This is a genomic window from Agrobacterium sp., from assembly GCF_059499945.1.
Genome location: NZ_JCABZP010000014.1, coordinates 767,021 through 791,401, shown reverse-complemented (window position 1 = coordinate 791,401; position 24,381 = coordinate 767,021). Strand labels below are relative to the sequence as shown.

Genomic DNA, 24,381 nt, shown 5'->3' with positions numbered 1-24,381 from the left:
CATGGCACATTCGGGAAAGCCGATGTTTCTCAATGTGTTTCTCCGTTTATAGGAAAGGCCAACTGACAGCGTTGTGTCAGTTGCGTCGTAATATCCCCGGGAAAACGGCAATGCGCAAGGCGTCGAGACTGTTCGAAATCATCCAGATCCTGCGGGTGGCGCGCAGGCCCGTCACCGCGCAGACCATTGCCGAGGCGCTGGAGGTGACGGTGCGCTCGGTCTATCGCGACATAGCCGCCCTTCAGACCATGCGCGTGCCGATCGAAGGGGAACGCGGCGTCGGTTATATCCTGCGTCCCGGCTTCAACCTGCCGCCGCTGATGTTTTCCATCGAAGAGACGGAGGCGATCGTGCTGGCGCTCGCCATGGTCGCCCGCACCGGCGATGCCGAATTGCGGCAGGCGGCCAGGCAGGTCAGCGACAAGATCGCCGCCTCCCTGCCCGACCCCCTGTCGAAAACCCTCTCCGCCAATGCCCTGCACGCCTGGGGCAGCATCGCGCCGGTGCCAGCAGGCGTCGATCTTGCCACGGTCAGGCGCGCGGTGCGCGACGAGGAGAAACTGGAAATCACCTATCGCGATGAAGCCGGCGCGGAAACGCAACGACGGATTCGGCCGATTGCGGTGATCTATTATTCCGAAACGGTGAATATCGTCGCCTGGTGCGAACTACGGCAGGCGATCCGCAATTTCCGCTCGGACCGGGTGCTGAGCTGCGACACCACGGGCAGCTTCTTCAAGCTCGAAGGCGAGAAGCTGCGGCAATTGTGGATGAGCGGCTGGCAGAGCAACCAGCCGGGAAACAGAACTCCGGAACGCGCGACAGATTGAGCTGGCGTTGTGCGACGAGCACGAGATAGTGCAGCTCGCAGCCTTTGTTCTCTGTCGGAGCCGGAGCAGCCCTCTCCACCCTCATTCCTGTGCTCGTCACAGGAATCCAGTCGACGCGCGTTTGCGCGGCGGAGGGGAGTCTGGCCTAAACCACGGCAGCGTTTTGCAGCAAATACTCCAGTACCCGATCCTCCTCGCGCCCGAAACCGCGAATGGCGATTCGGTCGGCAAAGACATCGGCGATGGCAAAGGTGTTCTGGTCGGGCGTATCCACCATGCCCTTGAAATTCACGAAGTGGGTATGGCCCAGCGCGCCGTAATTGCCCTCGTGATTATGGCCGTTGAACCACGCGACGACCGAAGGATGCGCGCCGAGAAGCTCGAGGATGCGCGGCGCGTCCCACATGTTGTGGGCGTTTTCCGGATAGACAGGGTAGTGGCAGAGAACGATCACTTTTTCGCCTGCCGCATCCGCCTTTTGCAGAACCGTCTGCAGCCATTCGAACTGTTCATCGCTGAACGAGGCGTTCCAGTCCTGCGCATTGATTGCGCCCGCATCCGCCAGACGCTTCAGCCGCTCTGCAGCAAGCGCGCGACGCGGATCGCCGGGCGGCGGGGCGAAAAGGCTGACCTCGTTGCCGTCAAGCACGACGAAGCGGACGTCGCCGATGGAAAAATCATGCCAGGGGGCGGACATGCCGAGGCGGTTATGGATATCGGGCAAATGCTCAGCGGCGACGGCGAAATCGTGATTGCCCGGCAGCAGGACCGACCGGTGGCGAAGCTTGTCGTAAACGGCAAGGATCGCATCGAAATTTTCAAAGCCGCGGTCGATGATATCGCCCAGCGTCACCACGAAGGCCAGATCTTCGCGGTTGAAGGCGTCGATCGCGTCTGCGAGCTTTTTCGGGCTTTCAGCGTAATATCGGCCCATCTCGGGGCGCGGATCGGCATCGGCATATTGGGGATCGGCGACAATGCCGAAGGAGAAGAGAGGCGTGGTTTTTTCAGTCATGATGCGCCGCGATAAACCCGGCGGATGACAGGCTTGTGACAGAGAACGACATCCCAAAAGCAGAACACCCGGCGCGAGGGCCGGGTGTTCGAAAATTCCGTTCCGCAAGCCTTACTTGGCGGCGGCTTCGTAACGCTCCAGGACGTAGTCCCAGTTGATGAGGTTATCGACGAAGGCTTCGAGGTACTTCGGACGCAGGTTGCGGTAGTCGATGTAGTAGGAGTGTTCCCAGACGTCGACGCCGAGGATCGGCTCTGCACCGTGAACCAGCGGGTTTTCGCCGTTCGGGGTCTTGGAGATTTCGAGCTTGCCGTTCTTGACGGAAACCCACGCCCAGCCGGAGCCGAACTGCGTGGTGCCGGCGGCGATGAAATCAGCCTTGAACTTGTCGTAACCGCCGAGATCGGAGGCGAACGCCTGTTCCAGCTTGCCCGGCAGCTTGTTGCCGCCGCCGTCCTTCTTCAGCCACTTCCAGAAATGGACGTGGTTGTAATGCTGGGCAGCATTGTTGAAGAGACCAGCATTGGTGCCAAAGGACTTCTTCACGACTTCCTCAAGCGAAAGGTCGGAAAGACCGGCTTCCGCCGCCAGCTTGTTGCCGTTGTCGACATATGCCTTGTGGTGCTTGTCGTGATGGAACTCGAGCGTCTCGCGCGACATGTATGGTGCAAGCGCGTCGTAGTCGTAGGGGAGTTCAGGAAGTTCGAAGGCCATGGTTTTTACTCCTTTTTGCAGCGGGTTACCGCTCCTAGAAACCGTGTGAGCGGACCATAGGAGCGAACCTCTGTTTGGGCAACCTGTGAAATATCAAAATGTTCCGACAAAAGAGAAAATTCCTCTCAAGCCAGCCGCCACCACATTTGTTTCACAACCCTGGCGTACTGTTTTCCACCCTATCGGTTCGCTTTTGATGAAATTGCAGGAAGGAAATTCCATGACCCGCCCCAACTCCCGCTCCTTGATCCGCTCCATCCTCCTCTTCACCGCCCTATCATCGCTGGCACTCCCCGCCGCCGCATCCTCGGACGATGCCTGGAAAGAATTCGTGGCGGATGTGCAGACGGCCTGCCTTGCCGGAGCCAAGGACATGATCGAGGACGCCAAGGCGGTGGTCGATCCCGTCGGCAGCGAAAATTACGGCCTCGCCATCCTGACCGGCAAGGCCAAGGGCGCGGATGCGACGGTCAGCCATATCTGCGTCTACGACAAGAAGACCAAGGCGGTGGAACTGGGCAGCGAGCTTGCCGGGGATACGCTGAAGGTGGAAATTCCCGGCTCCACCCAGCCCTAAATCATATAAAAACAGCGGGATGGCGAAAACCGCTCACAGTTTTCGCCATCCCGCTCAAACTTTTTGTTTTGTCGCATTTCCAGACGGAAAACCGGGCTCCAGATTTTCAGGAAATGCTCCAGCTGATCAAAAACGGGGCGTTGTGTCGCCCTCGCCCAGCGCGCGCTGCATCAGGACGGTATCCAGCCACTGGCCGTGTTTCCAGCCAATGGATTTGAACGTGCCGACATGCTCGAAACCGGCCGCACGGTGCAGGCCGATCGAGGCGGCGTTGCCGCTATCGCCGATGACGGCGAGCATCTGCCGGAAGCCGCGCGAGGTCGCATCCTCAATCAGCGCATCGAGTAGTTTGCGGCCAATCCCCATGCCCTTCATGGCCGGATCGACATAAACGGAATTCTCAACCGCCGCGCCATAGGCCGGGCGCGGACGATAGGCCCCGGCATAGGCATATCCGGCTATCTTTCCGTCGATTTCGGCGACGAGATAGGAATAATTGCCCTCCACCAACAGGCGACGGCGCTCAAGCATCATATCCACGCCCGGCGGATCGATCTCGAAGCTGGCGCGGCCGTTCAGCACGGCATCCCGGTAAATTTCGGTAATGGCTGGAATATCCGCTTCCTCGCAAGGGCGGATGGTGCAACTGGATACTGTGAGAAGGGTCATTATCTCGTCCTGTGGTCATTCACGGCCCCATTGTGCATTGCGGCGCAGCCAAAATAAAGATTATCTGTCTTATACAAACGATAAGGTTTTCTTTGATGATGGACCTCGATCTGCGGCAGGTGCGCAGCTTCATGGATGTCGCCGATCTCGGCAGCTTTTCCGCCGCCGCCGACAAGGCGGGGCTGACACAGCCGGCCATCAGCCTGCATATCCGGCTTCTCGAAAAACAACTCGGCGTTAGGTTGATCGAAAGGGTCGGCAGGCGCGCGCAGCCGACGGCGGCGGGCCGGGATTTTCTCATCCATGCAAGGCGGATTGCGGAAGAAGTGGCGCATGCGATCGATACCGTAGCACCTCATCGCAGCGGGGTGACGGGACGCCTGCGCATCGGCACGGGCGCAACTGCCTGCATCTATCTGCTGCCGCCCGTGCTGGCCAAAATCCGTCAGGCCATGCCGGGTATCGAAATCGTCGTGCAGACCGGCAATACGCACGATATTTTGCGGCTTCTGGAGGCCAACACGATCGATGCGGCGGTGGTGGCCCTGCCCGCCAGTGGCCGCAGCCTCGATATCAGCGACATCCATCTCGATGAACTGGTTGCAGTTTTCCCGCATGGCGCCGTCACCGACAGAACGGTACTGAACGCCGAAACGCTTTCGACGCGGCCGCTGCTGCTTTACGAGGGCGGCAATACGCGCAGGCTGGTGGATCAATGGTTTTCGGCGAGCGGCCGCACCGTGCAGCCCGCCATGGAACTGGGCAGCGTCGAGGCCATCAAGAAGCTCGCGGGTGCGGGCCTTGGCCTCGCCATCGTGCCGCGCATGGCGATGGAGCATGAAAGCGCAACGTCGGGGCTTGAATGGCGCTCGCTGGAGCCGCCGCTGGAGCGCCGGATCGCGCTGGCGATGCGGCGAGACAAACATATGACCGCGCCGCTGCGGGCGCTTGCCGCTGCGCTGCCGAGCTTGCAGAAACGATAAAGCCCGCGCCGGTTTCGGGCGCGGGCTTTATGACACTTTTCTTCCGTCATGCCGGACTTGATCCGGCATCCAGCCACGGCGCGTCTGCGCCGTGAGTAGAGTCTCTCGCGATCAAGGACTTGATCGCCCTGGACCCCGGATCTAGTCCGGGGTGACGGAGTGCGGATGCTAGCTCCTCACCATATCCAACCTGGATTGTCTTCAGAACTCCGTCCAGTCGTCGCCCTTCACGGCCAGCGCCGCATTGCCACGCGAGGCGGCAACCGGGCGGGCCCTTGAAGGCGCAGCGACGGGTGCGGCAGGCGCACGGGCGGGGCTTGCGGCCCGCTGCATGTGCCTTGCCGTCTCCCGCAATGCGGAGGTCTGCTGGCCGAGCTGGAATTGCGCAAGCAGGGCGTGGAGGTTGGCACATTCCTGCGCGAGACCCGCACCGGCCGCGTTCATTTCCTCGACCATGGCGGCGTTCTGCTGCGTGGCCTGATCCATGTGGTTGACGGCGGTGTTGACCTCGGAAAGGCCAGCCGACTGTTCCTGCGCCGCCGTTGCGATGGCATCCATATGGGTGTTGACGGAAAGCACCAGCTGCTCGATTTCGGAAAGCCCGACGCCGGTGTCGGCGACCAGCTTCACGCCCTCACCCACCGCAACGGCAGATGTGTTGATGAGCTGCTTGATTTCCTTGGCGGCATTGGCGGAGCGCTGCGCCAGTTCGCGCACTTCCTGTGCGACGACGGCAAAACCCTTGCCCGCATCGCCCGCCCGCGCCGCCTCGACGCCCGCATTCAGCGCCAGAAGGTTGGTCTGGAAGGCGATTTCGTCGACGACGCCGATGATCTGGCCGATCTGGCGCGAGGAATGTTCGATGCGCTCCATGGCGGAAACGGCATCGCGCACCACCTTGCCGGAAAGATCGGCCTTTGACCGTGCTTCACGCACCGTGTCGCGCGCCTCGCCTGCTCGCTTGGAGGTGGCAGAAACATTGGCGGTGATCTCTTCCAGCGCGGCGGCGGTCTCTTCCAGAGAAGCGGCCTGCTGCTCGGTGCGGCGGGAAAGATCGTCGGATGCCGATGACACCTCATGCGCGCCGCCGTTCACTGTCTGTACGGACTGGCCGACGCTTGTGAGCGCTTCGCGCAGCTGATGCACGGAGCTGTTGAAATCGTGGCGCAGCGCCTCGAATTGCGGAGCGAACGGCGTGGCGATCTCGCAGACCATGTCGCCGGAAGCAAGACGGCGAAGGCCGCCCGCTAGCGAACCCGTGGCCTGATTGAGCCGTTCTTCGGCCTCGGCCTCGGCACGCTGCTGCAGCTCGATACGGTCCCGCTCGGCCCGCTCGCGGTTGGCGACGGCTTCCGCCTCCAGCTGCTTGTTGCGGATTGCCGCCTCGCGGAAGATTTCCACGGCGCGGGCCATCTCGCCGATCTCGTCGGAACGCTTTGCACCGGCGACATCGATTGCAAGATTACCGCCCGAAAGCTCCATCATCGCGTTGGTCAGGCGGCTGATCGGCCGGGTGACGCGGCCGACGATGACAGCAAGCGAGAGAATACAGAGCGCCAGCGTGACGACGAAGACGGCGAGATAGATCATCGCATCGATAAAGGCACCCTGTTTTGCCTTTTCGGCATTGGCATCCAGAACATCCATGGCGGCGGACGCGATTTTCGCAATCGTGCCGAGATTTTCGGTGACGGTGGTGCGCCAGCTATCCATGGTGAAGGCAGGCGTGCGGCCGTTGTTCAGGTCGTCGATGAGCTTGGTGCGCTGGGTGCTGAAATCACCCTTGAAATAGGTCTTGTCCGCGGTGGCGTAGATGTCCTTGAGCGACTGCGGCGTCGATTCATGCGCGACCAGATCGCCGGTCGCTTTCCACGCGAAAGCCGCACCGGCATCGGCTGCGCCGAGCTGCTGCATTTCCTGCGCGGTGAGCGGCCGGTTCTGGGCGACGGCGCCGTTGAGAATGACGGTGGCGCTGCCGCCAAGTGCGCGGGCGGACCAGCCATAGGAGCGCAGCTGGATCAAACCGGTCTGACCCTGATCGAGGGAGCGGACAGTGCCTTCAAGTGCCGTCGAACCGGCTTCAAGCGAGGCGAGGAAATCGCCGCCGAGCGTCATGACCGTCTTGTCGAGCCCGCTTTCGCGCCGGTCGAGCGGCTGCGAAACATTGGCGTCAACCTTTTTTCTGAGCTCGACGAACTGCGCGTAAACATCTTTCACACGCTTGAGCGGCGCTTGCAGCTGCGTGTTTTCGAGCGATGAAGACTGTGTGAGGAACGCCGTCATGGCGGCATCCACCTTCTGGCGTGCCGCCTGCACGCTGGCGATGCTGCCGGCCGACTTTGACGGATCGAGCGTCAACGCCGTGGCGCTGTCGCCACGTTCACTGCGGAAATTCAAAAGCGCATTGAAAAGAAGCTTGTCGAGCGAGGCGAGTTGCGCGACCTCGGAAAAGGTGCCGGCGCGATTGACCGAGCGCCACAATTCGTTGCCGACCAAACCGGCCAGCGCAAGGCTGATGGTAAGGAAAAATCCCACAAGTATATTACGAATGCTGAAAGACATCTGGCGGCCCTCGTTAGCCGGAGGTGAAGATGCCGCAAACTACAGTTCGTTTGTCTAAAATTGGATTAAATTCCCCCCGTCTTTTTGGGGAAAATATTGCACCGCAGAAAAGCAATGGCCACGGCAGGCCGAATGCCCGCCGTGGCCTCTTTACGAGATGATTGCCGATCTCAGACGTCTGCGCCGAGACGCGCCCAGTCCATGTAAAGATCGAGCGCCTTGCGGGCGACCGGGCCTGCCTGCAACTCGCGATCATCCAGCTTCACGACAGGCGAAACCTTGGAATAATTGCCCGAGCAGAAGATTTCATCGGCCTCGCGGAAATCTTCGACCGAAAGCGTCGCCTCACGGACATCGAAACCGGCCTGACGCAGAAGGCCGATCACCCGCGAACGGGTGATGCCGGCCAGGAAGGTGCGGTTCGGAACCGGGGTGAAGACGACGCCGTCCTTGACCATGAAGATGTTGGCCGAAGCGGATTCGGCGACATTGCCGTTCATGTCACGCATCAGGGCATTGTCGAAGCCGCGCGAGCGGGCTTCCAGAATGGCGCGGCCGCTATTGGGGTAAAGGCTGCCGGCCTTGGCGTCCGTCATTGCGGTTTCCGGCGAAGGACGGCGCAGCGGCGAGACGGTGAGCGTCAGCGGCTTGCCGGCATCCATCGGCGCTTCGAAAAGGCACAGCGCAAAACGGGTGGAACCGGCATCCGGCGCGACAACGCTGCCGGGCATGCCGTGTTCGGCCCAGTACATCGGTTTGATATAGATCGCCGTCTTGCCGTCGAACCTGTTGACGCCTTCCAGCGCCAGCGCCTCGATCTCTTCCGCCGTCATCGTCGGCTTCATGCCCATATTGGCGGCAGAGCGGTTGACGCGCTGGCAGTGCAGATCGAGATCGGGAGCGACGCCATCAAACCAGCGCGCGCCGTCAAACACCGTCGACGCCAGCCACATGGCGTGCGAGGTCGGGCCGATGAGCGGCGGATTGCCGGGCAGCCATTGACCGTCAACATAAGTCCAGGTGGTTGATCGGGGTGCGGTATCGACGCTCATGATGGTCTCCTGTCTCAAGCGTTTCCGTTAAACGAAAACGCTCCGTCTTTTTGTTCTGATGCATTTCCGGATGAGGAACGCTACGCGCGCTCAACCTGGGATGTGCTGGAAATCGGCCGGAGTGAATGCCTCTCCCCTGACGAGGTCAAGTTTTAATTGCCGCGATTTCTGATTTTGATGGAAAATAACAAAGCGACGGCCCGACAAAGATGTTTTATGAGGTGAAACAAAAGGTTGATGAATAGATTCATCACAATAATTCATCGATCCGATGATGGCGGGGCGATTTCACCCATGCGATGCTGACGATCTGACGGCAGTCCGCAGGAGGAAAACCATGGCATGGTCCGCCCACCAATATCTGAAATTCGAAGACGAACGGACACGCCCCGCCCGGGATCTCCTGGCCCATGTGCCGCTGGAGCGGGTGCTGAATGGCTATGACCTTGGCTGTGGCCCCGGCAATTCCACCGAGCTTCTGACTGACCGTTACGGCGTCAACGTCATTACCGGCATCGACAGTGACGACGACATGCTGGAAAAGGCGGCGGACCGGCTGCCGACCACCCGCTTCGGCAAGGCCGACCTTGCAAAATGGAAGCCGGCGCAGAAGGCAGACCTGCTTTACGCCAATGCCGTTTTTCAGTGGGTGCCGGATCATCTCGTCGTTCTTTCGCAACTGATGGACCAGCTGGAAAGCGGCGGCGTTCTGGCCGTGCAGATGCCTGACAATCTGCAGGAGCCGACGCATCGCGCCATGGAGGAGACCGGCGCGAACGGTGCCTGGAAGGACAGCTTTGCAGATGGCAGGCTGCGCCGCAAACCCCTGCCCGCACCTTCTGACTATTTCGATGCGCTGACGCCGAAATCCGCGCGGGTGGATGTGTGGCACACCGTCTATAATCATCCGATGAAGGATGCGGAAAGCATCGTCGAATGGGTCAAGGGCACGGGCCTGCGCCCCTATCTCGCCGCCGCCGGCGAGGAAAACCGCGAAGCCTTCCTCGCCGACTACACGCGGCGCATCAAGGAGGCCTATCCGCCGATGGCGGACGGCCGGTTGCTGCTGCGTTTTCCCCGGCTTTTTGTGGTGGCGGTGAAGAAGTAAGGACGTGAGATTGTCGCAGGTGGACGCATCCCCCACCGCCCTCATTCCTGTGTTTGTCACAGGGATGAGGAGAGCGCGGAATGCAGAAAGCGTGGACGGCCCCTGGCTTATCTTGCCAACCGGCCTAAACGCCAATGTTTAACCTGCAAAGGCATAGACCCGGAGGCGGTGGTTGTCGGGGTCGGCAGCGGTAAAGGTGTAGCCGAACTCCATTTTGGCGGGCTGCTGCAGCATGGCGACGCCCCTTGCCTTCCAGCTGGCGAAAGTCTCATCCACCTCTGCGTCGTTTTCGACACGGAAAGCGAGCTCTCCGCCGCCGCCCGCGACCGATGCCTTCGGCTCCACGGTATGTTGCGACCACAGGCCGAGCTTCATGCCGTTTTGAAGCACGAACAGCGAAAATGTCGGTGAGGATTCCACCGGCTCCGCACCCAGCAGGGCCTTGTAAAATTCCGTGCTGGCCGGCGGGTTATCGACGTAGAGGATGGTGAAATCGGGGTGGCTCATGGCTGTTCTCCTGTGTTGCGGATGAACGGTTTCTAGACCCCGCTACTGTCAGTTTTTGTCAGCATGATGCCGCCGCCGCTGTTTTTCCCGTTCGCGCCATTCTTTCAACAGGGCCTGGCGGCGGCGCGCATAACGGCTGTCCAGGGGACGGAAATCTTCGATGCGGTCGGCCCGGAAACTGCGGTAGTCCTGCCGCGTCTCGCACCAGCCCAGCACCACCCGCACCAGATCGAAAAAAGCGAGTGCGAAGGGCCAGATCACCCGCTCCGTCACGTCTCCCTTTTCATCGCGATAGGTGATGACGACCTTGCTTTCCTTGCGGATCGTATCGCGAATGGCCGCCAGATCGACATGGATGGCGGCGAGGCCCTGCCCCGGCCCGACAAGCAGGGTGGAATTATCGAGTTCCTCGCGCAGGGCATCGGGAAGCACGGCGCCGATCTTGACGAGTGCGGCGCGGGCGGCCTCGGCCAGCCCGGCATCGGCGCGGCCCGCCACCCAGCGCGAGCCGAGCACCAGCGCCTCGATCTCCTGCTGCGAAAACATCAGCGGCGGCAACAGGAAACCGGGTCGCAGCACATAACCCACCCCCGCTTCGCCCTCGATGTCAGCACCCTGCGCCTGAAGCGTTGCTATATCGCGGTAAAGCGTGCGCAGGCTGACGCCGGTCTGCGCGGCAAGGGCCGTACCGCTGACCGGCATGCGGTGGGAGCGCAGGATCTGCAACAGATCAAGAAGCCGTTGTGAGCGTGACATGCGACATTTCCTTCCACCCGCATAGTCGGATCGTACCGTTGACGATCCCGGCGATAGACGCGTAACGCCGCCAGCCGCCCGGTGCAACCATGCAAAAAAGGGTGGACAAGGCCGCGCCGCCATCATGTAGATATGGCCAGTGATATTCACGCCCCCTCACCCGCCACAGGCATTTCGAGTTTCCGCCATGATCGTTCGTCCAAAACCGAACCTGCTGCAGCTTTTCCTCATCGTGCGCGGTTCCATCATCGTCCGCATCTTTCCGCAGGTGCTTGCGGTGTTCCTGCTGTCGACGCTGGTTGTCTGGGCGCACAAGGACCGGCCGGATCTGGTACAGGCGTTGAACGGCGCGCCCTTTTCGCTGCTCGGCATCGCGCTTTCGGTGTTCCTCGGCTTTCGCGCCAATGCCTGTTACGACCGCTGGTGGGAAGCCCGCAAGCAATGGGGCGCGCTGATCACCGTCGCCCGCACGCTTTCGCGACAGACCGCCATGCTGGAAGGCCGGCAGGATGTAGCCGATCCCGTAACCCGCAGGCGGATCACCGATCTTGTAATCGCCTTCTGCCACGCGCTGGTCTCGCACCTGCGCCCCGGGGATGCGACCGCCACCGCATCCCGCCTCATTCCGGATGACCTTTCGGAGACCTATGCCCGCAGCCGCAACAAACCGGACATGCTGCTGCGCGAAATATCCGCCGCTGTCGTCTCCGCTCATGGCAAGGGGCAGATCAGCGATATCCAGCTGCAGATGCTGGACGCCACCGTGCAGCAGATGGGGGCCTCGCAGGCTTCGTGCGAGCGCATCCGCCAGACGCCGGTTCCCTTCGGTTATTCGCTGCTGCTTCACCGCACCGCGCATCTCTTCTGCCTGTTGCTGCCGTTCGGTTTCACGGATCTGCTCGGCTGGGCCACGCCTTTTACCAGCACGCTGATCGCCTATACGTTTTTCGGTCTCGACGCGTTGTCCGACGAGCTGGAAGACCCATTCGGCACCGGCCTCAATGCCCTGCCGATCAATGCGCTTGCCACCACCATCGAGATCAATCTGCGCGAGGCGATGGGCGAGACCGATCTGCCGGCCGACCCGCGCCCGGTGGATTATGTGCTGATGTGATATCGTCGCCGCCGGGTTGAAACCGATCGCGCGGACACCAGTTAATGAAAGACGGCTTCCCCGCCCGGCATCTGCCGCCGACCATGTTTTCAGCAAACAGGAGAGACATCCATGTATCACGTCAACGCCAATGGCGCGAATATTCCCGCCCTCGGTTTCGGCACCTTCCGCATTCCGGAAGACGATGTCAGGCGCATTCTGCCGGAGGCGCTGAAACTCGGTTTCCGCCATGTCGATACCGCGCAGATCTACAAGAACGAGGGTGCCGTCGGCGAGGTCCTCGCTCAGTCAGGCATTTCCCGCCACGATATATTTCTCACCACCAAGGTCTGGGTGGATCGCTTTCGTCACGACGATTTTCTCGCCTCCGTCGATGAAAGCCTTGCAAAACTGAAGACTGACTATGTTGATCTCCTGCTGCTGCACTGGCCGAAGAGCGATGTGCCGCTTGCCGAGCGCATGGGCGCGCTGAACGCGGTGCGCAAGGCCGGAAAGGTGCGCAATATCGGCATTTCCAACTTCAACGTGGCGCTGACCGAAGAAGCAGTGAAACTTTCCGACACGCCGCTTGCCACCAACCAGATCGAATATCACCCCTATCTCGACCAGACGAAGGTGATTTCGGCCGCGCGCAAACACGGGATGTCGGTGACGGCCTATTATCTGATGGCCGATGGCAGGGTGCCGAACGATCCCGTGCTGCAGGACATCGGCGCAAAGCATGGCAAGACCGCCGCGCAGGTGACCCTGCGCTGGGCCGTGCAGCAGCCGGATATCGTGGCGCTTTCCAAGACGGCGACTGAAAGCCGCCTCAAGGAGAATTTCGACATTTTCGATTTCGCGCTGACGGAAGAGGAAATGCAGGCCATCCACGCGCTGGCCAAACCGAACGGCCGCATCGTCAGCCCCGGCCACCTCGCACCCGATTGGGACGACTAAGCCGGCGGGGCAGTCCGGTTCGGTTTCATCGCTCGGTCAGGGCCAGCTTCGCACCCAGCGCCACAAAGGCGGCGGCGAAGCTGCGCCGCAGCCAGGCGAGAACCGCCGGGCGTGACATCACCTGCCGCCGGACCGAGGCGGCAAAACAGCCGTAAAGCGCAAAGACCAGAAACGTCATGGCCATGAAGATCAGCCCGAGATCGATCATGCGCCATGTCGGCAAAACCTCATCCGGCGCGATGAACTGCGGCAGGAAGGCAAAAAAGAAGATCGACAGTTTCGGGTTCAGGAGATTGATGAGGATCGCCTCGCCGATGACGCGGGCGGCCTTCTGCGGCTCCCCGGCATCATCGATCTTCAGCGCACCGTCTTCCCGCAGCGTATTCCACGCCATGTAGATGAGGTAGGCGACCCCCAGATATTTGACGATGCCGAAGGCCAGCGCGCTGGTGTGCAGAATGGCGGCAAGGCCGGTGATGGCGGCGAGCAGATGCGGCACGATGCCGAGCGTGCAGCCGAAGGCCGCAATCACGCTCGCCCTCGCCCCCTGCGAGAGACCGGCGGCCAGCGTGTAGACCACGCCGGTTCCCGGAGAAGCGGCGACGATGAAGGATGTGATGAGGAATTCGGGTGTCATGGTGCGGGTATGTCCTGTGGGTGGAGGACAGGAGCATGATGGCGCGTGGGGTGGGTGTCTTGGACGAAATTGCAGAGCTGATGCTCGGAGACTCGCGCGGTAATAGCAGGCTGAGGGGCTGGGCCAACCCACTCTCCCTCATTCCTGTGCTTGTCACAGGAATGAGGGTGGAGAAAGCATCTACGAAAACGCCGCCCGATAAACCGCCGGCGTCACGCCGAATTGCCGCACAAAAAACCGGTTCAGATGGCTCTGGTCAGTAAAACCGGCGGCAAAGGCCGCCTCGGCAGGCGGCGTACCGCTGGCCAGCGCATGCCGGGCCAGATGCACGCGCCGCTGGAGAAGATAGCTGTGCGGCGTCAGGCCTGTCGCCTTGGCGAAAGCCCGCAGGAAACGGAACAGGCTCATGCCGGCCTCGCTCGCCAGATCGGCGAGGCGGAACGGCCGGGCGGGATCGTCATCGATGATGCTTTTCGCCCGTTTTATGCTGTCGAGTGCGGTAGTTTCGCGCGGTTTGGCAGCCACCTCCATCGCACCCGCCAGAAGCATCAGCAGGGCCTCGTCGCCATGCAGGGTCTCGCCCGGCCGCTGCCTTGCGGTCATCGCCGAAAAGACAGCGCAGAACCGATCAGCCAAAGGCCTTGCATCAACGGGATAGGCGAATTCGAAAGAACCTCGATCCTTCTCGCAGACATCGGCAATGGCGTCGCGGACGATATCGATGTCGAGATAAAGCATCCGCCAGGCGCGACCGCCCGCCCCGAGCGGAATGCCGTCATGCACCTCGCCCGGATTGACGGTGATGACATGGCCGGCGCCGGCCTCCACCATGCCACGACCGGAGAGCGATTTCTGCGCGCCGCGTTCGATGAGGCCGATGCCAAACTGATCATGCATGTGGCGCGGGAAAGAACGATCGCTGTCCGCCACCACGGCGACGACGCCGGGCATGCTGGTTTTCGGCATCAGGAACTGGCCTTGGCCCATGAAAGCGCGCGCTCCGCAGAAAAGAACGCGACGCTATCACAGGGTGTCCCCATGCGACAGACGCTGCCGCTTACGGATGCATATGGTTGATCATCGCGAAGACCTGATCGAAATTGCCGTTCTGCGCGGCAAAACGCAGCGGCTTGCAGCGTTCCACCACCACTTCATTCTCGTCCGGACGATTTTCAAGAATATCCATCACCTCGGAAATGAAGGCGTCGAGCGGCATCGCCCTTTCGTCGCTCGCCTGCCCCTCGCCCATCAGCGTCGTCTGCACATAGGGCGGTACGATTTCGATGACTTCCACCGGTGTCTCCTTCAGCTGCTCGCGCAGCGCAACCGAATAGGCATGGATGGCGGATTTGGTGGCGCTGTAGGTGGGGGTCAGCACCATGGGCACGAAGGCGAGGCCCGACGAGACAGTCAGCACCGTGGCGGCGGGCTGCTTTAGGAAATGCGGCAAAAGCGCAGCCGTCAGGCGGATGGGCGCGAGGAGATTGGTGGCGATGGTTTCTTCGGCCGTATCAAGATAATCCGGTGCGGCGGCAATGTCTTCCGGCCGCATGATACCGGCATTGTTGATGACGGCGTTGAGGGTGGGATGGGCCTTCACCAGCGCGTCGGCAAATGCGCGAATGCCCGCGGCGTCCGCCGCATCCATCACCATCGAGGCCATGCCCGGGTTGGCGGCCGTGACCTCGTCGAGCACGGCCTGGCGGCGGCCGGAAATGATGACCCTGTTGCCTGCCTGATGAAACGCTTCCGCCAGCGCCCGGCCGATGCCCGAACCACCGCCGGTGATGAGAATGGTATTGCCCGTGATTTTCATTGGAACATCCTTTGCTTGTTGGCTGAAAGGAAGTTAGCTAGGATACTCTCCAATCGAAAGTAGGCACCCAAAAGATTTATACTTACCCGATGGAGAGTGTTAGATGAAACGGCACGCGGCCGACCCGGCCATCGAGAACCGGCGCAAGGTTCCGCCGCCCACGGATACCGATCCGGCGATAGAGGCGCTGGTTCAGGACATCATTGCGAAAGTGGCTGACAAATGGACGATGCTCATTCTGGAAGTGCTGGAAGAGCACGGCACGCTGCGCTTCACGCAAATCGGCAGGCTGGTGGGCAATATCAGCCAGAAGATGTTGACGAAAACACTGCGGCAGATGGAAAGCGACGGGCTGGTGCGCCGCACCGTGCACCCCGTCATTCCGCCGCATGTGGATTACGCTCTGACGAACCTCGGCCGCACGCTGGGCAGCGCCTTTTGCGGCGTTTGGATATGGGCGGAAACGCACCATGCCGAAATAGAAGAGGCGCGCCGCCTGTTCAATGAACAGCCGCCGCGCCCCGCGATGGAGTAGCTTCGCCTCAGGCGAACTGGCTGAGACCCGGAACCGAGGCGATCACCTGATCGACAACCTCATCGCCCGCATGCTGGCGGGCAACGGAGATGGTTTCCTTGGCGAGCGTGGAAATCTCGCTCATGCCGAGGCCCTGGCTCATCAGCTGCTGACCGAGACCCATGATGCCGCCGCCGCCGATGGCGCTCATCAGGCCGCCGAGCAGACCGCCGCCGCCGCCGGCACCCTCGCCATTATACTGCGCCACCAGATCGCTGGCGCCGGGAATGGCTTCGATCATCCGCGCGATCGGGCCGTCTGCGGCCTCGCGCTGGAGAAAACCGAGAATCATGCCAACGGCCTTTTCAGCCAGTTCAGGGTCGATCCCCGCCTTTACGGCGATCTGATCCACGACTTCGTTCATTCTTGCCTCCTGTTGAAAAACGACGCCAACATCGAATAACTGACGTTAACGTCAACGTAAAACAATCTCATGCTGCATTCAAGCGGCCACGAACAGGTGCGGCAACTTTCATCAAGCGGTTTTTCCTCATCGGCATCAAGCAGTTGTTGCGCCTTGAAACTGTCCTTATAAGATCATCACAACCAAACTATGAAAAGGCCGCTTTCGCGAGGAACGGTCACCGCATGCCAGCTACGCTTTTAATTCGGACATGACTTTTACAAAATCCGGCGCGATTTTAAGGGTCATGCATCAGCCGCAGGAGAAAATGGTCGATGTTGCAGGACGGACAGCTCTATATCGGGACCAGCCGCAATCCGGACGACAGCCTGAACAAGGGCGAATATCTGGAACTGAAATTCGGCAACCGCCACGGCCTCATCACCGGCGCGACGGGAACGGGCAAGACCGTGACGTTGCAGGTTCTTGCCGAAGGTTTCTCCAAGGCCGGCGTGCCGGTTTTCTGCGCCGATATCAAGGGCGACCTTTCCGGCATCGCGGCGGAAGGCGAAGCCAAGGACTGGGTGCAGAAACGCGTCGAACAGATCGGCTTCACCGATTTTTCCTACGGTAAATCCTCCGTCATCTTCTGGGATCTCTACGGCGAAAAAGGCCATCGCGTGCGCGCCACCATCGCCGAAATGGGGCCGCTGCTGCTTGCCCGGCTGATGGATGCCTCGGAAGCGCAGGAAGGTGTGCTCAACATCGCCTTCAAGATCGCCGATCAGGGCGGGCTGCCGCTGCTCGATCTCAAAGACCTGCAATCGCTCCTGAACTATATGGGCGAAAACGCATCGGAGCTTTCCAACCAGTTCGGCCTGATTTCCAAATCCTCGGTCGGTTCGCTGCAGCGCGGGCTGCTGGTTCTCGAACAGCAGGGCGCGGCCAATTTCTTTGGCGAACCGGCGCTGAAGATCGCCGACATCATGCGCGTGGGCACGGACGGGCGCGGCACCATTTCGGTTCTCGCCGCCGACCGGCTGATGATGAACCCGCGCCTTTACGCCACCTTCCTGCTCTGGATGCTCTCGGAACTCTTCGAAGAACTGCCTGAGGTGGGCGACCCGGAAAAGCCGCGCCTGGTGTTCTTCTTCGATGAGGCGCATCTGCTCTTCAACGATGCGCCACGGGTGCTGGTGGAACGCGTGGAACAGGTCGTGCGCCTTATCCGCTCCAAGGGCGTCGGCGTCTATTTCGTGACGCAGAACCCGCTCGACGTGCCGGAAACCGTTCTTGCCCAGCTCGGCAACCGCGTGCAGCATGCGCTTCGCGCCTATACGCCGCGCGAGCAGAAAGCGGTGCGCACGGCGGCCGACACCTTCCGCCAGAACCCGGCCTTCAACACCGCCGACACCATCACCACGCTCGGCACCGGTGAGGCGCTGATCTCGACCCTGCATGACAAGGGCGCGCCCTCCATCGTCGAGCGCACCCTCGTGCGCCCGCCTTCCGGCCGTGTCGGACCGCTGACGGATGCGGAGCGCAGGTCGCTGATCGATATCAGCCCCGTCGCCGGCCAATATGACAAGGATATCGACCGGGAATCGGCCTTCGAAATTCTCGCTGCCCGTGCCCAGAAGGCAGCGGACGCGGAAGCCGCCAGGCGCGCGGAGGAGGAAAACGCCTCCAGCCAGTCCGAAAGCGCTTCCGGCCGCTGGCGTCTGCCCGGCTTCGGCGATGAAGAAGCCGCACCGGCATCCACCGGCTCGCGCAATGGTGGCGCCCGCCGCACGGGTTACCAGCGCGAAACGGTAATCGAGGCGGCGATGAAAAGTGCCGCCCGTTCGGTCGCCACATCCGTCGGCCGCGCCATCGTGCGCGGGATTTTGGGTAGTTTGAAGCGATAGAAACAAGCACGCCGCCCGCTCCCGATGGGGCGGGCGGCGCTTGATTGGCACAGCGGTTACTTCTGGCGATAGAAGATCATGCCGCCGTGATAGAGAATGTCGTCGACGAATTCGCCGTCGGCCGTAAAACCGGTATCGTCCCAATAGTCGATATGGTTTCCCTTCACCTCATATCGCCCCTGATAGGCGCTTTTGCGGTTGCCCCGCGCCTCGTCATAACGACCATCAGGCAAAAGCTCCTGACGAACATGGCCATCACCGGTGACCCACATGCCGATATAAGGGTGGTTCTGGATTTGAGCCGTTTCGGTCATGTTCACGTCCATGGCGTTACTCGTTTTGCGGGAACCCGTATCGGCGGACGCCGTTGCGAGCAGAAGCGCGACGGATGTCGAAACAATGTTCATTGCCTTTGCCCTCCCGATGCGGCGTTATCGCGGCGCTCCTCGAACAGCTCAGCCAGCGTCCGGGATGCGGCGATGGCTTTGGGAAAACCTGCGGGAACCGTGATCAGATAGATCATTTCCTTCAGCTCCTCGTCGGTTGCGCCCACATTGAGTGCATAACCGGCGTGGACCTTCATCAGATCCCGCTCGCCAAGGGCCGCCATGACCGCAACGGCGGCCAGCTGGCGGGTCCGGTTATCCAGTCCCGGCCGCGACCACACCTCCCCCAGGGCGTAACCTTCGGTCGCTTCAGCGAGGAAAGGAAACTCCTGCCGCAAACGTTCCAGATTGGCCTGGGGCCGACCATTGTTGAGGCTGCGGATGACGTCGTCACCACGCCGCAGCCTGTCATCCAGACGCTGCGGATTGGCGATGGCGGCGGCACTTCCCGCAAGCATTGTAATCGCAAGCACGGTTGGAAAAATCGCTTTCATGTCGGCCTCCTCAGGCAGCGATGGGTCGGATGACGATTTCATTGACGTCGACATCATCAGGCTGCTCGATGGCGTAGCGCACCGCGCGGCCGATGGCGTCGGGTTTCAAGGCGATGGCCCGATAGGTCTGCATCAGCTCCGCAGCGGCCGGATCGGTGATGGTGTGGGCAAGTTCGCTTTCCACCACGCCGGGGTGAATGCAGGTGACGCGCAGGTCGCGGTTTTCCTGCCGCAGCCCGTCCGAAATCGCCCGCACCGCAAATTTCGTCGCGCAATAAACGGCCGCCGTGGGTGAAACGGCGAGCGCACCGATGGAAGCGATGTTGATGATATGGCCGGATGCGCGGGCGGTCATCTCGGGCAGAACGGCGGCGACGCCATAAAGCACGCCCTTGATGTTGACGTCGATCATCCGGTCCCATTCATCGACCTTGAGCGACGACATCAGCGATAGCGGCATGATACCGGCATTGTTGACGATGACGTCGACCTGCCCGAAAGCCTTGCGTCCGGCCTCCGCAAAAGCCTCGACGCTCTGTCTGTCCGTAACATCAAGCGGATGGGCGACGACCTCGGCACCCTTCCCGCGCAATTCTTCGGCCAGCACCTGCAAGCGGTCCATGCGGCGCGCGCCCAGCACCAGCCTCGCCCCGGCGGCGGCCAGTTCCCTTGCGATACCCTCACCGATCCCGCTCGATGCACCTGTGATGAGAACGACTTTGTTCAATGTCATGGCTTTCTCCTTGGTGTTACGGCCCGCTTTTTCTGAAAGCGACCGTTGCGGACAAGATAAAGCTTGGGCATTGTCGTGATAACCGCCTCAATCATAACCTCAATGGGTAGAATTTCTAACCAATGAACATCGATCTCAACGCGCTTTCGACATTCTGCATGGTTGCCGACGAGCGCAACTTCCGGGCCGTCGCGGACAGGCTCGGCATAACCCGGTCCGCCGTGAGCCAGACCATCCGCAAGCTTGAAGAGACTATGGGAATAGCGCTGGTACAGCGCACGACGCGCAGCGTCAGCCTGACGGAAGCGGGGCAGCAGCTTTATGCGGATGTGTCGCCATCCATCGGCAATCTCGTCCAGGCAGCCAATGCTGCATCTTCCCTGAGCGGCGCCGTGCGCGGGCAGTTGCGCCTTGCCGTTTCCTCGATTGCCGAGCGTTTTTTATCCGGGCCATTGCTTGCGAGCTTTGCGGACATGCACCCCGAGGTGCAGCTTGATATCGTCGTGACGGACGAGGAATTCGATATCGTCGCCGAACATTACGATGCCGGCGTGCGTCTTGGAGAACTGATCGCGCAGGACATGATTGCCGTTCCGGTTTCCGCTCCGCAGCGGCAGCTCGCCGTCTGCTCCCCTGGCTATCGGGACCGCTTCGGTCTGCCAGTGCAGCCCCGCGAATTGATCCATCACAGGTGTATCGGCTGGCGACCCCGTCCGGGTGTGGCGCCATACAGGTGGGAATTTTCCGAAAACGGCCGCGAATTTGCGGTGGCGGTGGAGCCTGATTTCACCACCAACGACATGCAGCTGATGATCAAGCTGGCCTGCGCCGGCGCGGGCATCACCTTCGGCATGGAAGAAACGTTCCGCCCCTATCTGGAGAGCGGGCAACTCGTTTCCATGCTGGAGGACCATTCCCCGACCTTTGCGGGATTTTATCTCTATTACCCCAGCCGTCGTAACCTTGCGCCGAAGCTGCGCGCCTTTATCGATCACGTCCGCCTGTCGAGAGAGCGGTGATCTGCCGGAGAAAGCCCCGGCAGATCATCAGAAAACAGGACTATTTCTTCTGCGAAACCAGCGAGAAATAGGCGCCCTGCGGGTCGACGCAATTGACGATCCAGCTTCCGCCGGGAACCTCCATCGGGCCGTTGACGACCTTGCCGCCGCCGGTGCTGACGCGGGTGATGGCTTCATCGATGCCATCCACATTGAAGTAATAACCCCAATGGCAGACGGGGACCTGCGGCATGCGTTTCATTATGCCGCCGACGGCTTTGCCCTTATAGGCGAAGATGCGGTAAGGGCCCATGTCGCCCATGTCGAAATCATGGTCCTTGGTCCAGCCGAACACGTCGCCGTAAAAGGCCATGGCCTCATCAACATTATCGGTGAAGAGTTCATGCCAGCCGACATGGCCCTGCTTTTCCTGCATATCCTCGGGAAAACCGCCGGTTTCCATCGGCAGCGGCGTCATGATACAGAGCACCGCACCAAAGGGATCGGCGACCACGGCAAAGCGGCCGATTTCGGGAATATCCTGCGGGGGGCGTCTGATCGCACCGCCCTTTTCGGCGAATTGTTTCGCCGTGGCGTCCACATCGTCAACATCGACATAAGCGGTCCAGTTCGGGGGAATGCCCTGGCCCTTGTGCTCGTCGGTCAGCTCCATGACGCCGCCCATGCCTTTGCCATCGGCCTCCAGCACCAGATAGGGCATTTCCGGCGAGCCGAAATCCTTGGTCTGCCAGCCGACGACATGACCATAAAAGCGGGCTGCCGCTTCCATGTCGGGCGTCATCAGCTCGACCCAGATGAATTTTCCATGTGTATCGGACATTGTCGTCTCCTATGGAGGTTTTGGCGGGTGTGTGTCGGCCATTGCCCGCCGCAGGACGCGGCGGCGCTGGTGCTCAGGTGAAATTCCGGCAGGGCTTCAGGCCTTGCGTCGGAATTCCGATGTCATGAAGGTCTTGAATGTGCCGTCCGGCTGCTTGACGCTGCCGGAAAAGCTGCGGTGATTATCATCATGCAGCACCAGCACGTCATGATAGGTAGCGGTGCTGCCGGAACCGTCGAAGGCGGGGCCTTCCGCTTCCAGCGTCAGGGTCTTGCCGTCCTCTTCCAGCCAGCCCTTGTAGACCCAGAGATTGGTCATCATCGACCCCACCCAGGTGCCGACAAAATTGCCCTTGGCCGGATCAAAACCGACCGTGATCACGGCTGTCATATCCGTGCCGTCAGGCATCTTGCCGGTGCCGTTGCCGATGATCCACAAACCGCCGACGGAGCGGACGGTCTCGGTGAATTGCTGCGACGGGTCGTCGGCATTGTAGTCCTCATGACCGGAACTGGAGGTCATGACCCAGTCTCCGACGATCCTCTTCAGGAATTCATGTTCCTTCTGCGGCTTGGCGATTTCCATTTCCATTTTCGTTTCCTCCTCGTCCGTCAGTTTTCAGTGGCAGCAGGAAGCGGCCTTCGGTGCGTCCTCATACTGGTCGTGACGGCGCACCCAATCCATTACCTCCTCTTCATTACGGCCTTTTGGCACCAGATCGAGAAGCATCAGCGTACCGAGCGTCTGCTCCGCGCCGCGGGCGTAAGTGGAGTAGGTGTGGTAGATCTTGCCGTCATCGCCCTTGGCGAAAACGCTGATGCCGTGCAGGTCCTTCAGGTCGCCATAGGGCGCCATGTCACGGTAATTATAGGTGATTTCGCCTTTGGTCATATCCTCGTCGCGGAACGAGGCCTGATAATCATAGTTGAAATCGCTGCCTTCGGCTGAAACCCACGGGAATTTCCAGCCCATGCGGTTTTTGTAGCTTTCGATCTTTTCAAGCGGCGCGCGCGACACCGCGACGAAACCCGCATCGCCATGCTTGAGGTGGATCAGCGCACCATCGACGTGATCGGCAAAGAAAGAGCAGCCGACACAGCCCTCCTCCCAGTCCGGCGCCAGCATGAAGTGGTAGACGATCAGCTGGCTGCAGGTGCCGAACAGTTCCTGTAGCGATTTGGGGCCGGAAGGCGCGTCGAAGATGTAGTCCTTCGTCACCTCTTCCCAGGGCAGCGAGCGGCGGGCTTCGTTCAGCCTGTCACGGGCTCGGGTCAGTTCCTTTTCCTTCACCAGCAGATCGCGGCGGGCCGCAAGCCACTCCTCCTTCGAAACGACGGGATGAGACATGATCTTTCCTCCTTGGATCCGTCTTTCACCACGGCACCGCTCCGCTTTTACGGAGGGCACCGCCTATTTCTGTGCTGAAAGGCAATTAACAGTCTGCGGAGCATCAAGTTCCGCTTGACTAATTAGGTTGATATCAACATATTTATCCCATGTCAAACGCCAGCGTGATTCCTTTTTCGACAACTCTTTTCGTGCGGGACGCCTGTCTCTGCCTCCATGCGCAGCGTGCGGCGCGGGCTTTGGCGCGGCTTTTCGACAATGCGCTGAAGCCGGTCGGCATCACCAATGGGCAGTTCTCGCTGCTGATGTCGCTCAACCGGCCGGAGCCGCCGCCGATGGGGCCGGTCGCCAATCTTCTGGCCATGGACCGCACGACTCTGACGGCGGCGCTGAAGCCTTTGGAACGGCGCGGGCTGGTCAGCATCGAACAGGACCCGAAGGACAAGCGCGGCAAGCGGCTGCGGCTGACGGCCGCAGGCATGGCCGTGCTCACCGCCGCCTTCCCCATCTGGCAACAGACCCATGCCGAAATCGAGGCCCGCATCGGCAGCGGCGACCCCGACCGCCTGCGCCGCGATCTTATCGATCTCGGCTGACGGGAAGCCGGCATAGCGCCACTTTTGTCGACAAGAATGTCATCTGGCCGTCGTGCCGGGGAGCGAAACTACGGAAAACGCGATCAAGGAGGAAAGATCATGCGTGTTATCGTTTTTGTAAAAGCCACCAAGAGCAGCGAAGATGGCGTCATGCCCACGACTGAGCTGATGGAGGCAATGGGGAAATTCAACGAGGAACTGGTCAACGCCGGCATCATGCAATCCGGCGACGGCCTGCACCCGTCGTCCAAGGGCAAGAGGGTCATTTTTGACGGCGACAGCCGCACTGTCGTCAATGGCCCCTTCCCGCATACCAACGAGCTGGTCGCCGGTTTCTGGATCTGGACGGTGAAGGATATGGACGAGGCCGTGGAATGGGTGAAACGCTGCCCGAACCCGATGCTGGAGCGCAGCGAGATCGAAATCCGCCCGATGTTCGAAATGGAGGATTTCGGCGATGTAGTGACGCCTGAAATCGCTGCCCATGTCGAAGAGCTGCGCGCGCGTGTCGCGAAGCAGTAAAAGCCGCTCAAGGTCGAGAGCCGGATTGAAACAGGAGAGTGCGGGCCTGCCGCATTCTCCCGCACGGCGTCCCCCTCGAAAAGCCATTGCCTCGAACAACCACCGCTGTTAATGGTGGAGCGGTTCAACCCGTTTCAAGAAAGGAGGCTTCGCATGGATATTTCCTGCTTCTGGCGCAATCGTCAGCTCTGCCACCTTTTTGCCCTGCAGACGCGTTTGCAGGGCTGACCGGAACACCAAAACTCTGGTTTGCCCAAAAGGCCGCGCAGAATGCAGCTTGTCTGCCGTTGCGCATGTTTTCACGACGGATCATCCCGAACCGAAACCCCGTACTGCATTGTCGCAGACCACGGTTCGTCAC

Annotated in this window: 28 protein-coding genes; 11 read left to right on the top strand and 17 right to left on the bottom strand. The window is 60.8% G+C overall.

Features of this window, described 5'->3' with window-relative positions; genetic code table 11:
• Positions 1-110 precede the first annotated feature (110 nt).
• Entirely contained in the window at positions 111-830 is a 720-nt protein-coding gene (locus AC5I5B_RS15575) for a helix-turn-helix transcriptional regulator (RefSeq protein WP_111834903.1), read from the top strand.
• Between the two features lie 145 nt (positions 831-975).
• Here AC5I5B_RS15575 and AC5I5B_RS15570 read toward each other — a convergent pair whose 3' ends face one another.
• Complete coding sequence (locus AC5I5B_RS15570; RefSeq protein ID WP_174054409.1) at positions 976-1,845, bottom strand: metallophosphoesterase; 870 nt, start codon at positions 1,843-1,845, stop codon at positions 976-978.
• 111 nt (positions 1,846-1,956) lie between these two features.
• Complete coding sequence (locus AC5I5B_RS15565) at positions 1,957-2,559, bottom strand: superoxide dismutase (protein WP_003509319.1); 603 nt, start codon at positions 2,557-2,559, stop codon at positions 1,957-1,959.
• Between the two features lie 220 nt (positions 2,560-2,779).
• Here AC5I5B_RS15565 and AC5I5B_RS15560 point away from each other — a divergent pair, with 220 nt between their 5' ends.
• On the top strand, positions 2,780-3,136 hold the full coding sequence (locus AC5I5B_RS15560) for a hypothetical protein (RefSeq protein ID WP_020813072.1): 357 nt from the start codon (positions 2,780-2,782) through the stop codon (positions 3,134-3,136).
• Between the two features lie 126 nt (positions 3,137-3,262).
• Here the strand turns inward: AC5I5B_RS15560 and AC5I5B_RS15555 are convergent, their stop codons facing one another.
• Entirely contained in the window at positions 3,263-3,805 is a 543-nt protein-coding gene (locus tag AC5I5B_RS15555) for a GNAT family N-acetyltransferase (RefSeq protein WP_087743555.1), read from the bottom strand.
• A 95-nt stretch (positions 3,806-3,900) separates the two neighbouring features.
• Here AC5I5B_RS15555 and AC5I5B_RS15550 point away from each other — a divergent pair, with 95 nt between their 5' ends.
• Entirely contained in the window at positions 3,901-4,788 is an 888-nt protein-coding gene (locus AC5I5B_RS15550) for a LysR family transcriptional regulator (RefSeq protein ID WP_080865986.1), read from the top strand.
• A gap of 201 nt (positions 4,789-4,989) precedes the next feature.
• Here the strand turns inward: AC5I5B_RS15550 and AC5I5B_RS15545 are convergent, their stop codons facing one another.
• Together AC5I5B_RS15545 and AC5I5B_RS15540 are read right to left on the bottom strand one after the other, a co-directional pair.
• Positions 4,990-7,350, bottom strand: a complete 2,361-nt coding sequence (locus tag AC5I5B_RS15545; RefSeq protein ID WP_111834906.1) for a methyl-accepting chemotaxis protein — start codon at positions 7,348-7,350, stop codon at positions 4,990-4,992.
• A gap of 170 nt (positions 7,351-7,520) precedes the next feature.
• Complete coding sequence (locus tag AC5I5B_RS15540) at positions 7,521-8,402, bottom strand: branched-chain amino acid aminotransferase (protein WP_111834907.1); 882 nt, start codon at positions 8,400-8,402, stop codon at positions 7,521-7,523.
• 337 nt (positions 8,403-8,739) lie between these two features.
• Here AC5I5B_RS15540 and tam point away from each other — a divergent pair, with 337 nt between their 5' ends.
• A complete protein-coding gene (gene tam, locus AC5I5B_RS15535; protein WP_080865985.1) occupies positions 8,740-9,510 on the top strand; it encodes a trans-aconitate 2-methyltransferase in 771 nt (256 codons plus the stop codon).
• A 138-nt stretch (positions 9,511-9,648) separates the two neighbouring features.
• On the opposite strand, the gene AC5I5B_RS15530 is transcribed toward tam, so the two are convergent.
• A complete protein-coding gene (locus AC5I5B_RS15530; RefSeq protein WP_099085567.1) occupies positions 9,649-10,017 on the bottom strand; it encodes a VOC family protein in 369 nt (122 codons plus the stop codon).
• A gap of 48 nt (positions 10,018-10,065) precedes the next feature.
• Positions 10,066-10,773 carry a helix-turn-helix transcriptional regulator gene (locus tag AC5I5B_RS15525; RefSeq protein ID WP_099085568.1) on the bottom strand — a complete coding sequence of 236 codons (708 nt, stop codon included), beginning with the start codon at positions 10,771-10,773 and terminating at the stop codon, positions 10,066-10,068.
• A 187-nt stretch (positions 10,774-10,960) separates the two neighbouring features.
• On the opposite strand from AC5I5B_RS15525, the gene AC5I5B_RS15520 reads away from it, so the two are divergent.
• Together AC5I5B_RS15520 and AC5I5B_RS15515 are read left to right on the top strand one after the other, a co-directional pair.
• The gene (locus AC5I5B_RS15520; RefSeq protein ID WP_020813078.1) at positions 10,961-11,887 is read left to right on the top strand and encodes a bestrophin family protein; all 927 of its coding nucleotides are present in this window, start codon (positions 10,961-10,963) and stop codon (positions 11,885-11,887) included.
• A gap of 111 nt (positions 11,888-11,998) precedes the next feature.
• On the top strand, positions 11,999-12,826 hold the full coding sequence (locus AC5I5B_RS15515) for an aldo/keto reductase (protein WP_003509331.1): 828 nt from the start codon (positions 11,999-12,001) through the stop codon (positions 12,824-12,826).
• Between the two features lie 25 nt (positions 12,827-12,851).
• Here AC5I5B_RS15515 and AC5I5B_RS15510 read toward each other — a convergent pair whose 3' ends face one another.
• The 3 genes from AC5I5B_RS15510 to AC5I5B_RS15500 all read right to left on the bottom strand — a co-directional run bounded on the left by AC5I5B_RS15510 (position 12,852) and on the right by AC5I5B_RS15500 (position 15,279).
• Positions 12,852-13,463: a LysE family translocator gene (locus tag AC5I5B_RS15510; RefSeq protein WP_099085570.1), complete on the bottom strand. Its 612-nt coding sequence runs from the start codon at positions 13,461-13,463 to the stop codon at positions 12,852-12,854.
• 180 nt (positions 13,464-13,643) lie between these two features.
• Entirely contained in the window at positions 13,644-14,450 is an 807-nt protein-coding gene (locus AC5I5B_RS15505) for an AraC family transcriptional regulator (RefSeq protein ID WP_111834908.1), read from the bottom strand.
• Positions 14,451-14,520: 70 nt separating this feature from the next.
• Complete coding sequence (locus AC5I5B_RS15500; RefSeq protein WP_003509336.1) at positions 14,521-15,279, bottom strand: SDR family oxidoreductase; 759 nt, start codon at positions 15,277-15,279, stop codon at positions 14,521-14,523.
• Positions 15,280-15,382: 103 nt separating this feature from the next.
• On the opposite strand from AC5I5B_RS15500, the gene AC5I5B_RS15495 reads away from it, so the two are divergent.
• The gene (locus AC5I5B_RS15495) at positions 15,383-15,814 is read left to right on the top strand and encodes a winged helix-turn-helix transcriptional regulator (RefSeq protein WP_003509337.1); all 432 of its coding nucleotides are present in this window, start codon (positions 15,383-15,385) and stop codon (positions 15,812-15,814) included.
• 7 nt (positions 15,815-15,821) lie between these two features.
• Here AC5I5B_RS15495 and AC5I5B_RS15490 read toward each other — a convergent pair whose 3' ends face one another.
• Positions 15,822-16,217: a hypothetical protein gene (locus AC5I5B_RS15490; protein ID WP_003509338.1), complete on the bottom strand. Its 396-nt coding sequence runs from the start codon at positions 16,215-16,217 to the stop codon at positions 15,822-15,824.
• A 314-nt stretch (positions 16,218-16,531) separates the two neighbouring features.
• On the opposite strand from AC5I5B_RS15490, the gene AC5I5B_RS15485 reads away from it, so the two are divergent.
• Positions 16,532-18,103: a helicase HerA-like C-terminal domain-containing protein gene (locus AC5I5B_RS15485; protein WP_003509339.1), complete on the top strand. Its 1,572-nt coding sequence runs from the start codon at positions 16,532-16,534 to the stop codon at positions 18,101-18,103.
• Between the two features lie 56 nt (positions 18,104-18,159).
• Here the strand turns inward: AC5I5B_RS15485 and AC5I5B_RS15480 are convergent, their stop codons facing one another.
• From AC5I5B_RS15480 to AC5I5B_RS15470, 3 genes are read right to left on the bottom strand one after another with little or no spacing between them, the layout of a single operon-like run.
• On the bottom strand, positions 18,160-18,510 hold the full coding sequence (locus tag AC5I5B_RS15480; protein ID WP_020813085.1) for an Atu4866 domain-containing protein: 351 nt from the start codon (positions 18,508-18,510) through the stop codon (positions 18,160-18,162).
• Positions 18,507-18,983: a carboxymuconolactone decarboxylase family protein gene (locus AC5I5B_RS15475; protein WP_003509356.1), complete on the bottom strand. Its 477-nt coding sequence runs from the start codon at positions 18,981-18,983 to the stop codon at positions 18,507-18,509. The genes AC5I5B_RS15480 and AC5I5B_RS15475 overlap by 4 nt, the downstream gene beginning before the upstream one ends.
• Positions 18,984-18,993: 10 nt before the next feature.
• Positions 18,994-19,716 carry an SDR family oxidoreductase gene (locus AC5I5B_RS15470; RefSeq protein ID WP_003509357.1) on the bottom strand — a complete coding sequence of 241 codons (723 nt, stop codon included), beginning with the start codon at positions 19,714-19,716 and terminating at the stop codon, positions 18,994-18,996.
• Between the two features lie 122 nt (positions 19,717-19,838).
• Here AC5I5B_RS15470 and AC5I5B_RS15465 point away from each other — a divergent pair, with 122 nt between their 5' ends.
• The gene (locus tag AC5I5B_RS15465; RefSeq protein ID WP_129564561.1) at positions 19,839-20,735 is read left to right on the top strand and encodes a LysR family transcriptional regulator; all 897 of its coding nucleotides are present in this window, start codon (positions 19,839-19,841) and stop codon (positions 20,733-20,735) included.
• Between the two features lie 40 nt (positions 20,736-20,775).
• Here the strand turns inward: AC5I5B_RS15465 and AC5I5B_RS15460 are convergent, their stop codons facing one another.
• The 3 genes from AC5I5B_RS15460 to AC5I5B_RS15450 form a co-directional block, all read right to left on the bottom strand.
• Entirely contained in the window at positions 20,776-21,555 is a 780-nt protein-coding gene (locus AC5I5B_RS15460) for a VOC family protein (RefSeq protein WP_003509361.1), read from the bottom strand.
• Between the two features lie 96 nt (positions 21,556-21,651).
• Positions 21,652-22,146 (bottom strand): DUF1579 domain-containing protein, encoded by a 495-nt coding sequence (locus AC5I5B_RS15455; protein WP_020813088.1) that lies wholly within the window; start codon positions 22,144-22,146, stop codon positions 21,652-21,654.
• Positions 22,147-22,173: 27 nt separating this feature from the next.
• On the bottom strand, positions 22,174-22,902 hold the full coding sequence (locus AC5I5B_RS15450; RefSeq protein ID WP_111834912.1) for a DUF899 domain-containing protein: 729 nt from the start codon (positions 22,900-22,902) through the stop codon (positions 22,174-22,176).
• 149 nt (positions 22,903-23,051) lie between these two features.
• Here AC5I5B_RS15450 and AC5I5B_RS15445 point away from each other — a divergent pair, with 149 nt between their 5' ends.
• The gene (locus AC5I5B_RS15445) at positions 23,052-23,498 is read left to right on the top strand and encodes a MarR family winged helix-turn-helix transcriptional regulator (RefSeq protein WP_003509368.1); all 447 of its coding nucleotides are present in this window, start codon (positions 23,052-23,054) and stop codon (positions 23,496-23,498) included.
• 99 nt (positions 23,499-23,597) lie between these two features.
• A complete protein-coding gene (locus AC5I5B_RS15440; RefSeq protein WP_003509369.1) occupies positions 23,598-24,020 on the top strand; it encodes a YciI family protein in 423 nt (140 codons plus the stop codon).
• The last annotated feature ends 361 nt before the right edge of the window (positions 24,021-24,381 follow it).

What these genes read in the sequence shown, in the direction of transcription:
- AC5I5B_RS15480 (WP_020813085.1), bottom strand. Translation starts at nt 18,510, where the DNA reads ATGAACATTGTTTCGACATCCGTCGCGCTTCTGCTCGCAACGGCGTCC.
- AC5I5B_RS15510 (WP_099085570.1), bottom strand. Translation starts at nt 13,463, where the DNA reads ATGACACCCGAATTCCTCATCACATCCTTCATCGTCGCCGCTTCTCCG.
- AC5I5B_RS15485 (WP_003509339.1), top strand. Translation starts at nt 16,532, where the DNA reads ATGTTGCAGGACGGACAGCTCTATATCGGGACCAGCCGCAATCCGGAC.
- AC5I5B_RS15525 (WP_099085568.1), bottom strand. Translation starts at nt 10,773, where the DNA reads ATGTCACGCTCACAACGGCTTCTTGATCTGTTGCAGATCCTGCGCTCC.
- AC5I5B_RS15575 (WP_111834903.1), top strand. Translation starts at nt 111, where the DNA reads ATGCGCAAGGCGTCGAGACTGTTCGAAATCATCCAGATCCTGCGGGTG.
- AC5I5B_RS15530 (WP_099085567.1), bottom strand. Translation starts at nt 10,017, where the DNA reads ATGAGCCACCCCGATTTCACCATCCTCTACGTCGATAACCCGCCGGCC.
- AC5I5B_RS15515 (WP_003509331.1), top strand. Translation starts at nt 11,999, where the DNA reads ATGTATCACGTCAACGCCAATGGCGCGAATATTCCCGCCCTCGGTTTC.
- AC5I5B_RS15460 (WP_003509361.1), bottom strand. Translation starts at nt 21,555, where the DNA reads ATGTCCGATACACATGGAAAATTCATCTGGGTCGAGCTGATGACGCCC.
- AC5I5B_RS15520 (WP_020813078.1), top strand. Translation starts at nt 10,961, where the DNA reads ATGATCGTTCGTCCAAAACCGAACCTGCTGCAGCTTTTCCTCATCGTG.
- AC5I5B_RS15470 (WP_003509357.1), bottom strand. Translation starts at nt 19,716, where the DNA reads ATGACATTGAACAAAGTCGTTCTCATCACAGGTGCATCGAGCGGGATC.
- AC5I5B_RS15440 (WP_003509369.1), top strand. Translation starts at nt 23,598, where the DNA reads ATGCGTGTTATCGTTTTTGTAAAAGCCACCAAGAGCAGCGAAGATGGC.
- AC5I5B_RS15465 (WP_129564561.1), top strand. Translation starts at nt 19,839, where the DNA reads ATGAACATCGATCTCAACGCGCTTTCGACATTCTGCATGGTTGCCGAC.
- AC5I5B_RS15565 (WP_003509319.1), bottom strand. Translation starts at nt 2,559, where the DNA reads ATGGCCTTCGAACTTCCTGAACTCCCCTACGACTACGACGCGCTTGCA.
- AC5I5B_RS15555 (WP_087743555.1), bottom strand. Translation starts at nt 3,805, where the DNA reads ATGACCCTTCTCACAGTATCCAGTTGCACCATCCGCCCTTGCGAGGAA.
- AC5I5B_RS15570 (WP_174054409.1), bottom strand. Translation starts at nt 1,845, where the DNA reads ATGACTGAAAAAACCACGCCTCTCTTCTCCTTCGGCATTGTCGCCGAT.
- AC5I5B_RS15490 (WP_003509338.1), bottom strand. Translation starts at nt 16,217, where the DNA reads ATGAACGAAGTCGTGGATCAGATCGCCGTAAAGGCGGGGATCGACCCT.
- tam (WP_080865985.1), top strand. Translation starts at nt 8,740, where the DNA reads ATGGCATGGTCCGCCCACCAATATCTGAAATTCGAAGACGAACGGACA.
- AC5I5B_RS15450 (WP_111834912.1), bottom strand. Translation starts at nt 22,902, where the DNA reads ATGTCTCATCCCGTCGTTTCGAAGGAGGAGTGGCTTGCGGCCCGCCGC.
- AC5I5B_RS15550 (WP_080865986.1), top strand. Translation starts at nt 3,901, where the DNA reads ATGATGGACCTCGATCTGCGGCAGGTGCGCAGCTTCATGGATGTCGCC.
- AC5I5B_RS15455 (WP_020813088.1), bottom strand. Translation starts at nt 22,146, where the DNA reads ATGGAAATGGAAATCGCCAAGCCGCAGAAGGAACATGAATTCCTGAAG.
- AC5I5B_RS15445 (WP_003509368.1), top strand. Translation starts at nt 23,052, where the DNA reads ATGTCAAACGCCAGCGTGATTCCTTTTTCGACAACTCTTTTCGTGCGG.
- AC5I5B_RS15505 (WP_111834908.1), bottom strand. Translation starts at nt 14,450, where the DNA reads ATGGGCCAAGGCCAGTTCCTGATGCCGAAAACCAGCATGCCCGGCGTC.
- AC5I5B_RS15500 (WP_003509336.1), bottom strand. Translation starts at nt 15,279, where the DNA reads ATGAAAATCACGGGCAATACCATTCTCATCACCGGCGGTGGTTCGGGC.
- AC5I5B_RS15475 (WP_003509356.1), bottom strand. Translation starts at nt 18,983, where the DNA reads ATGAAAGCGATTTTTCCAACCGTGCTTGCGATTACAATGCTTGCGGGA.
- AC5I5B_RS15560 (WP_020813072.1), top strand. Translation starts at nt 2,780, where the DNA reads ATGACCCGCCCCAACTCCCGCTCCTTGATCCGCTCCATCCTCCTCTTC.
- AC5I5B_RS15540 (WP_111834907.1), bottom strand. Translation starts at nt 8,402, where the DNA reads ATGAGCGTCGATACCGCACCCCGATCAACCACCTGGACTTATGTTGAC.
- AC5I5B_RS15545 (WP_111834906.1), bottom strand. Translation starts at nt 7,350, where the DNA reads ATGTCTTTCAGCATTCGTAATATACTTGTGGGATTTTTCCTTACCATC.
- AC5I5B_RS15495 (WP_003509337.1), top strand. Translation starts at nt 15,383, where the DNA reads ATGAAACGGCACGCGGCCGACCCGGCCATCGAGAACCGGCGCAAGGTT.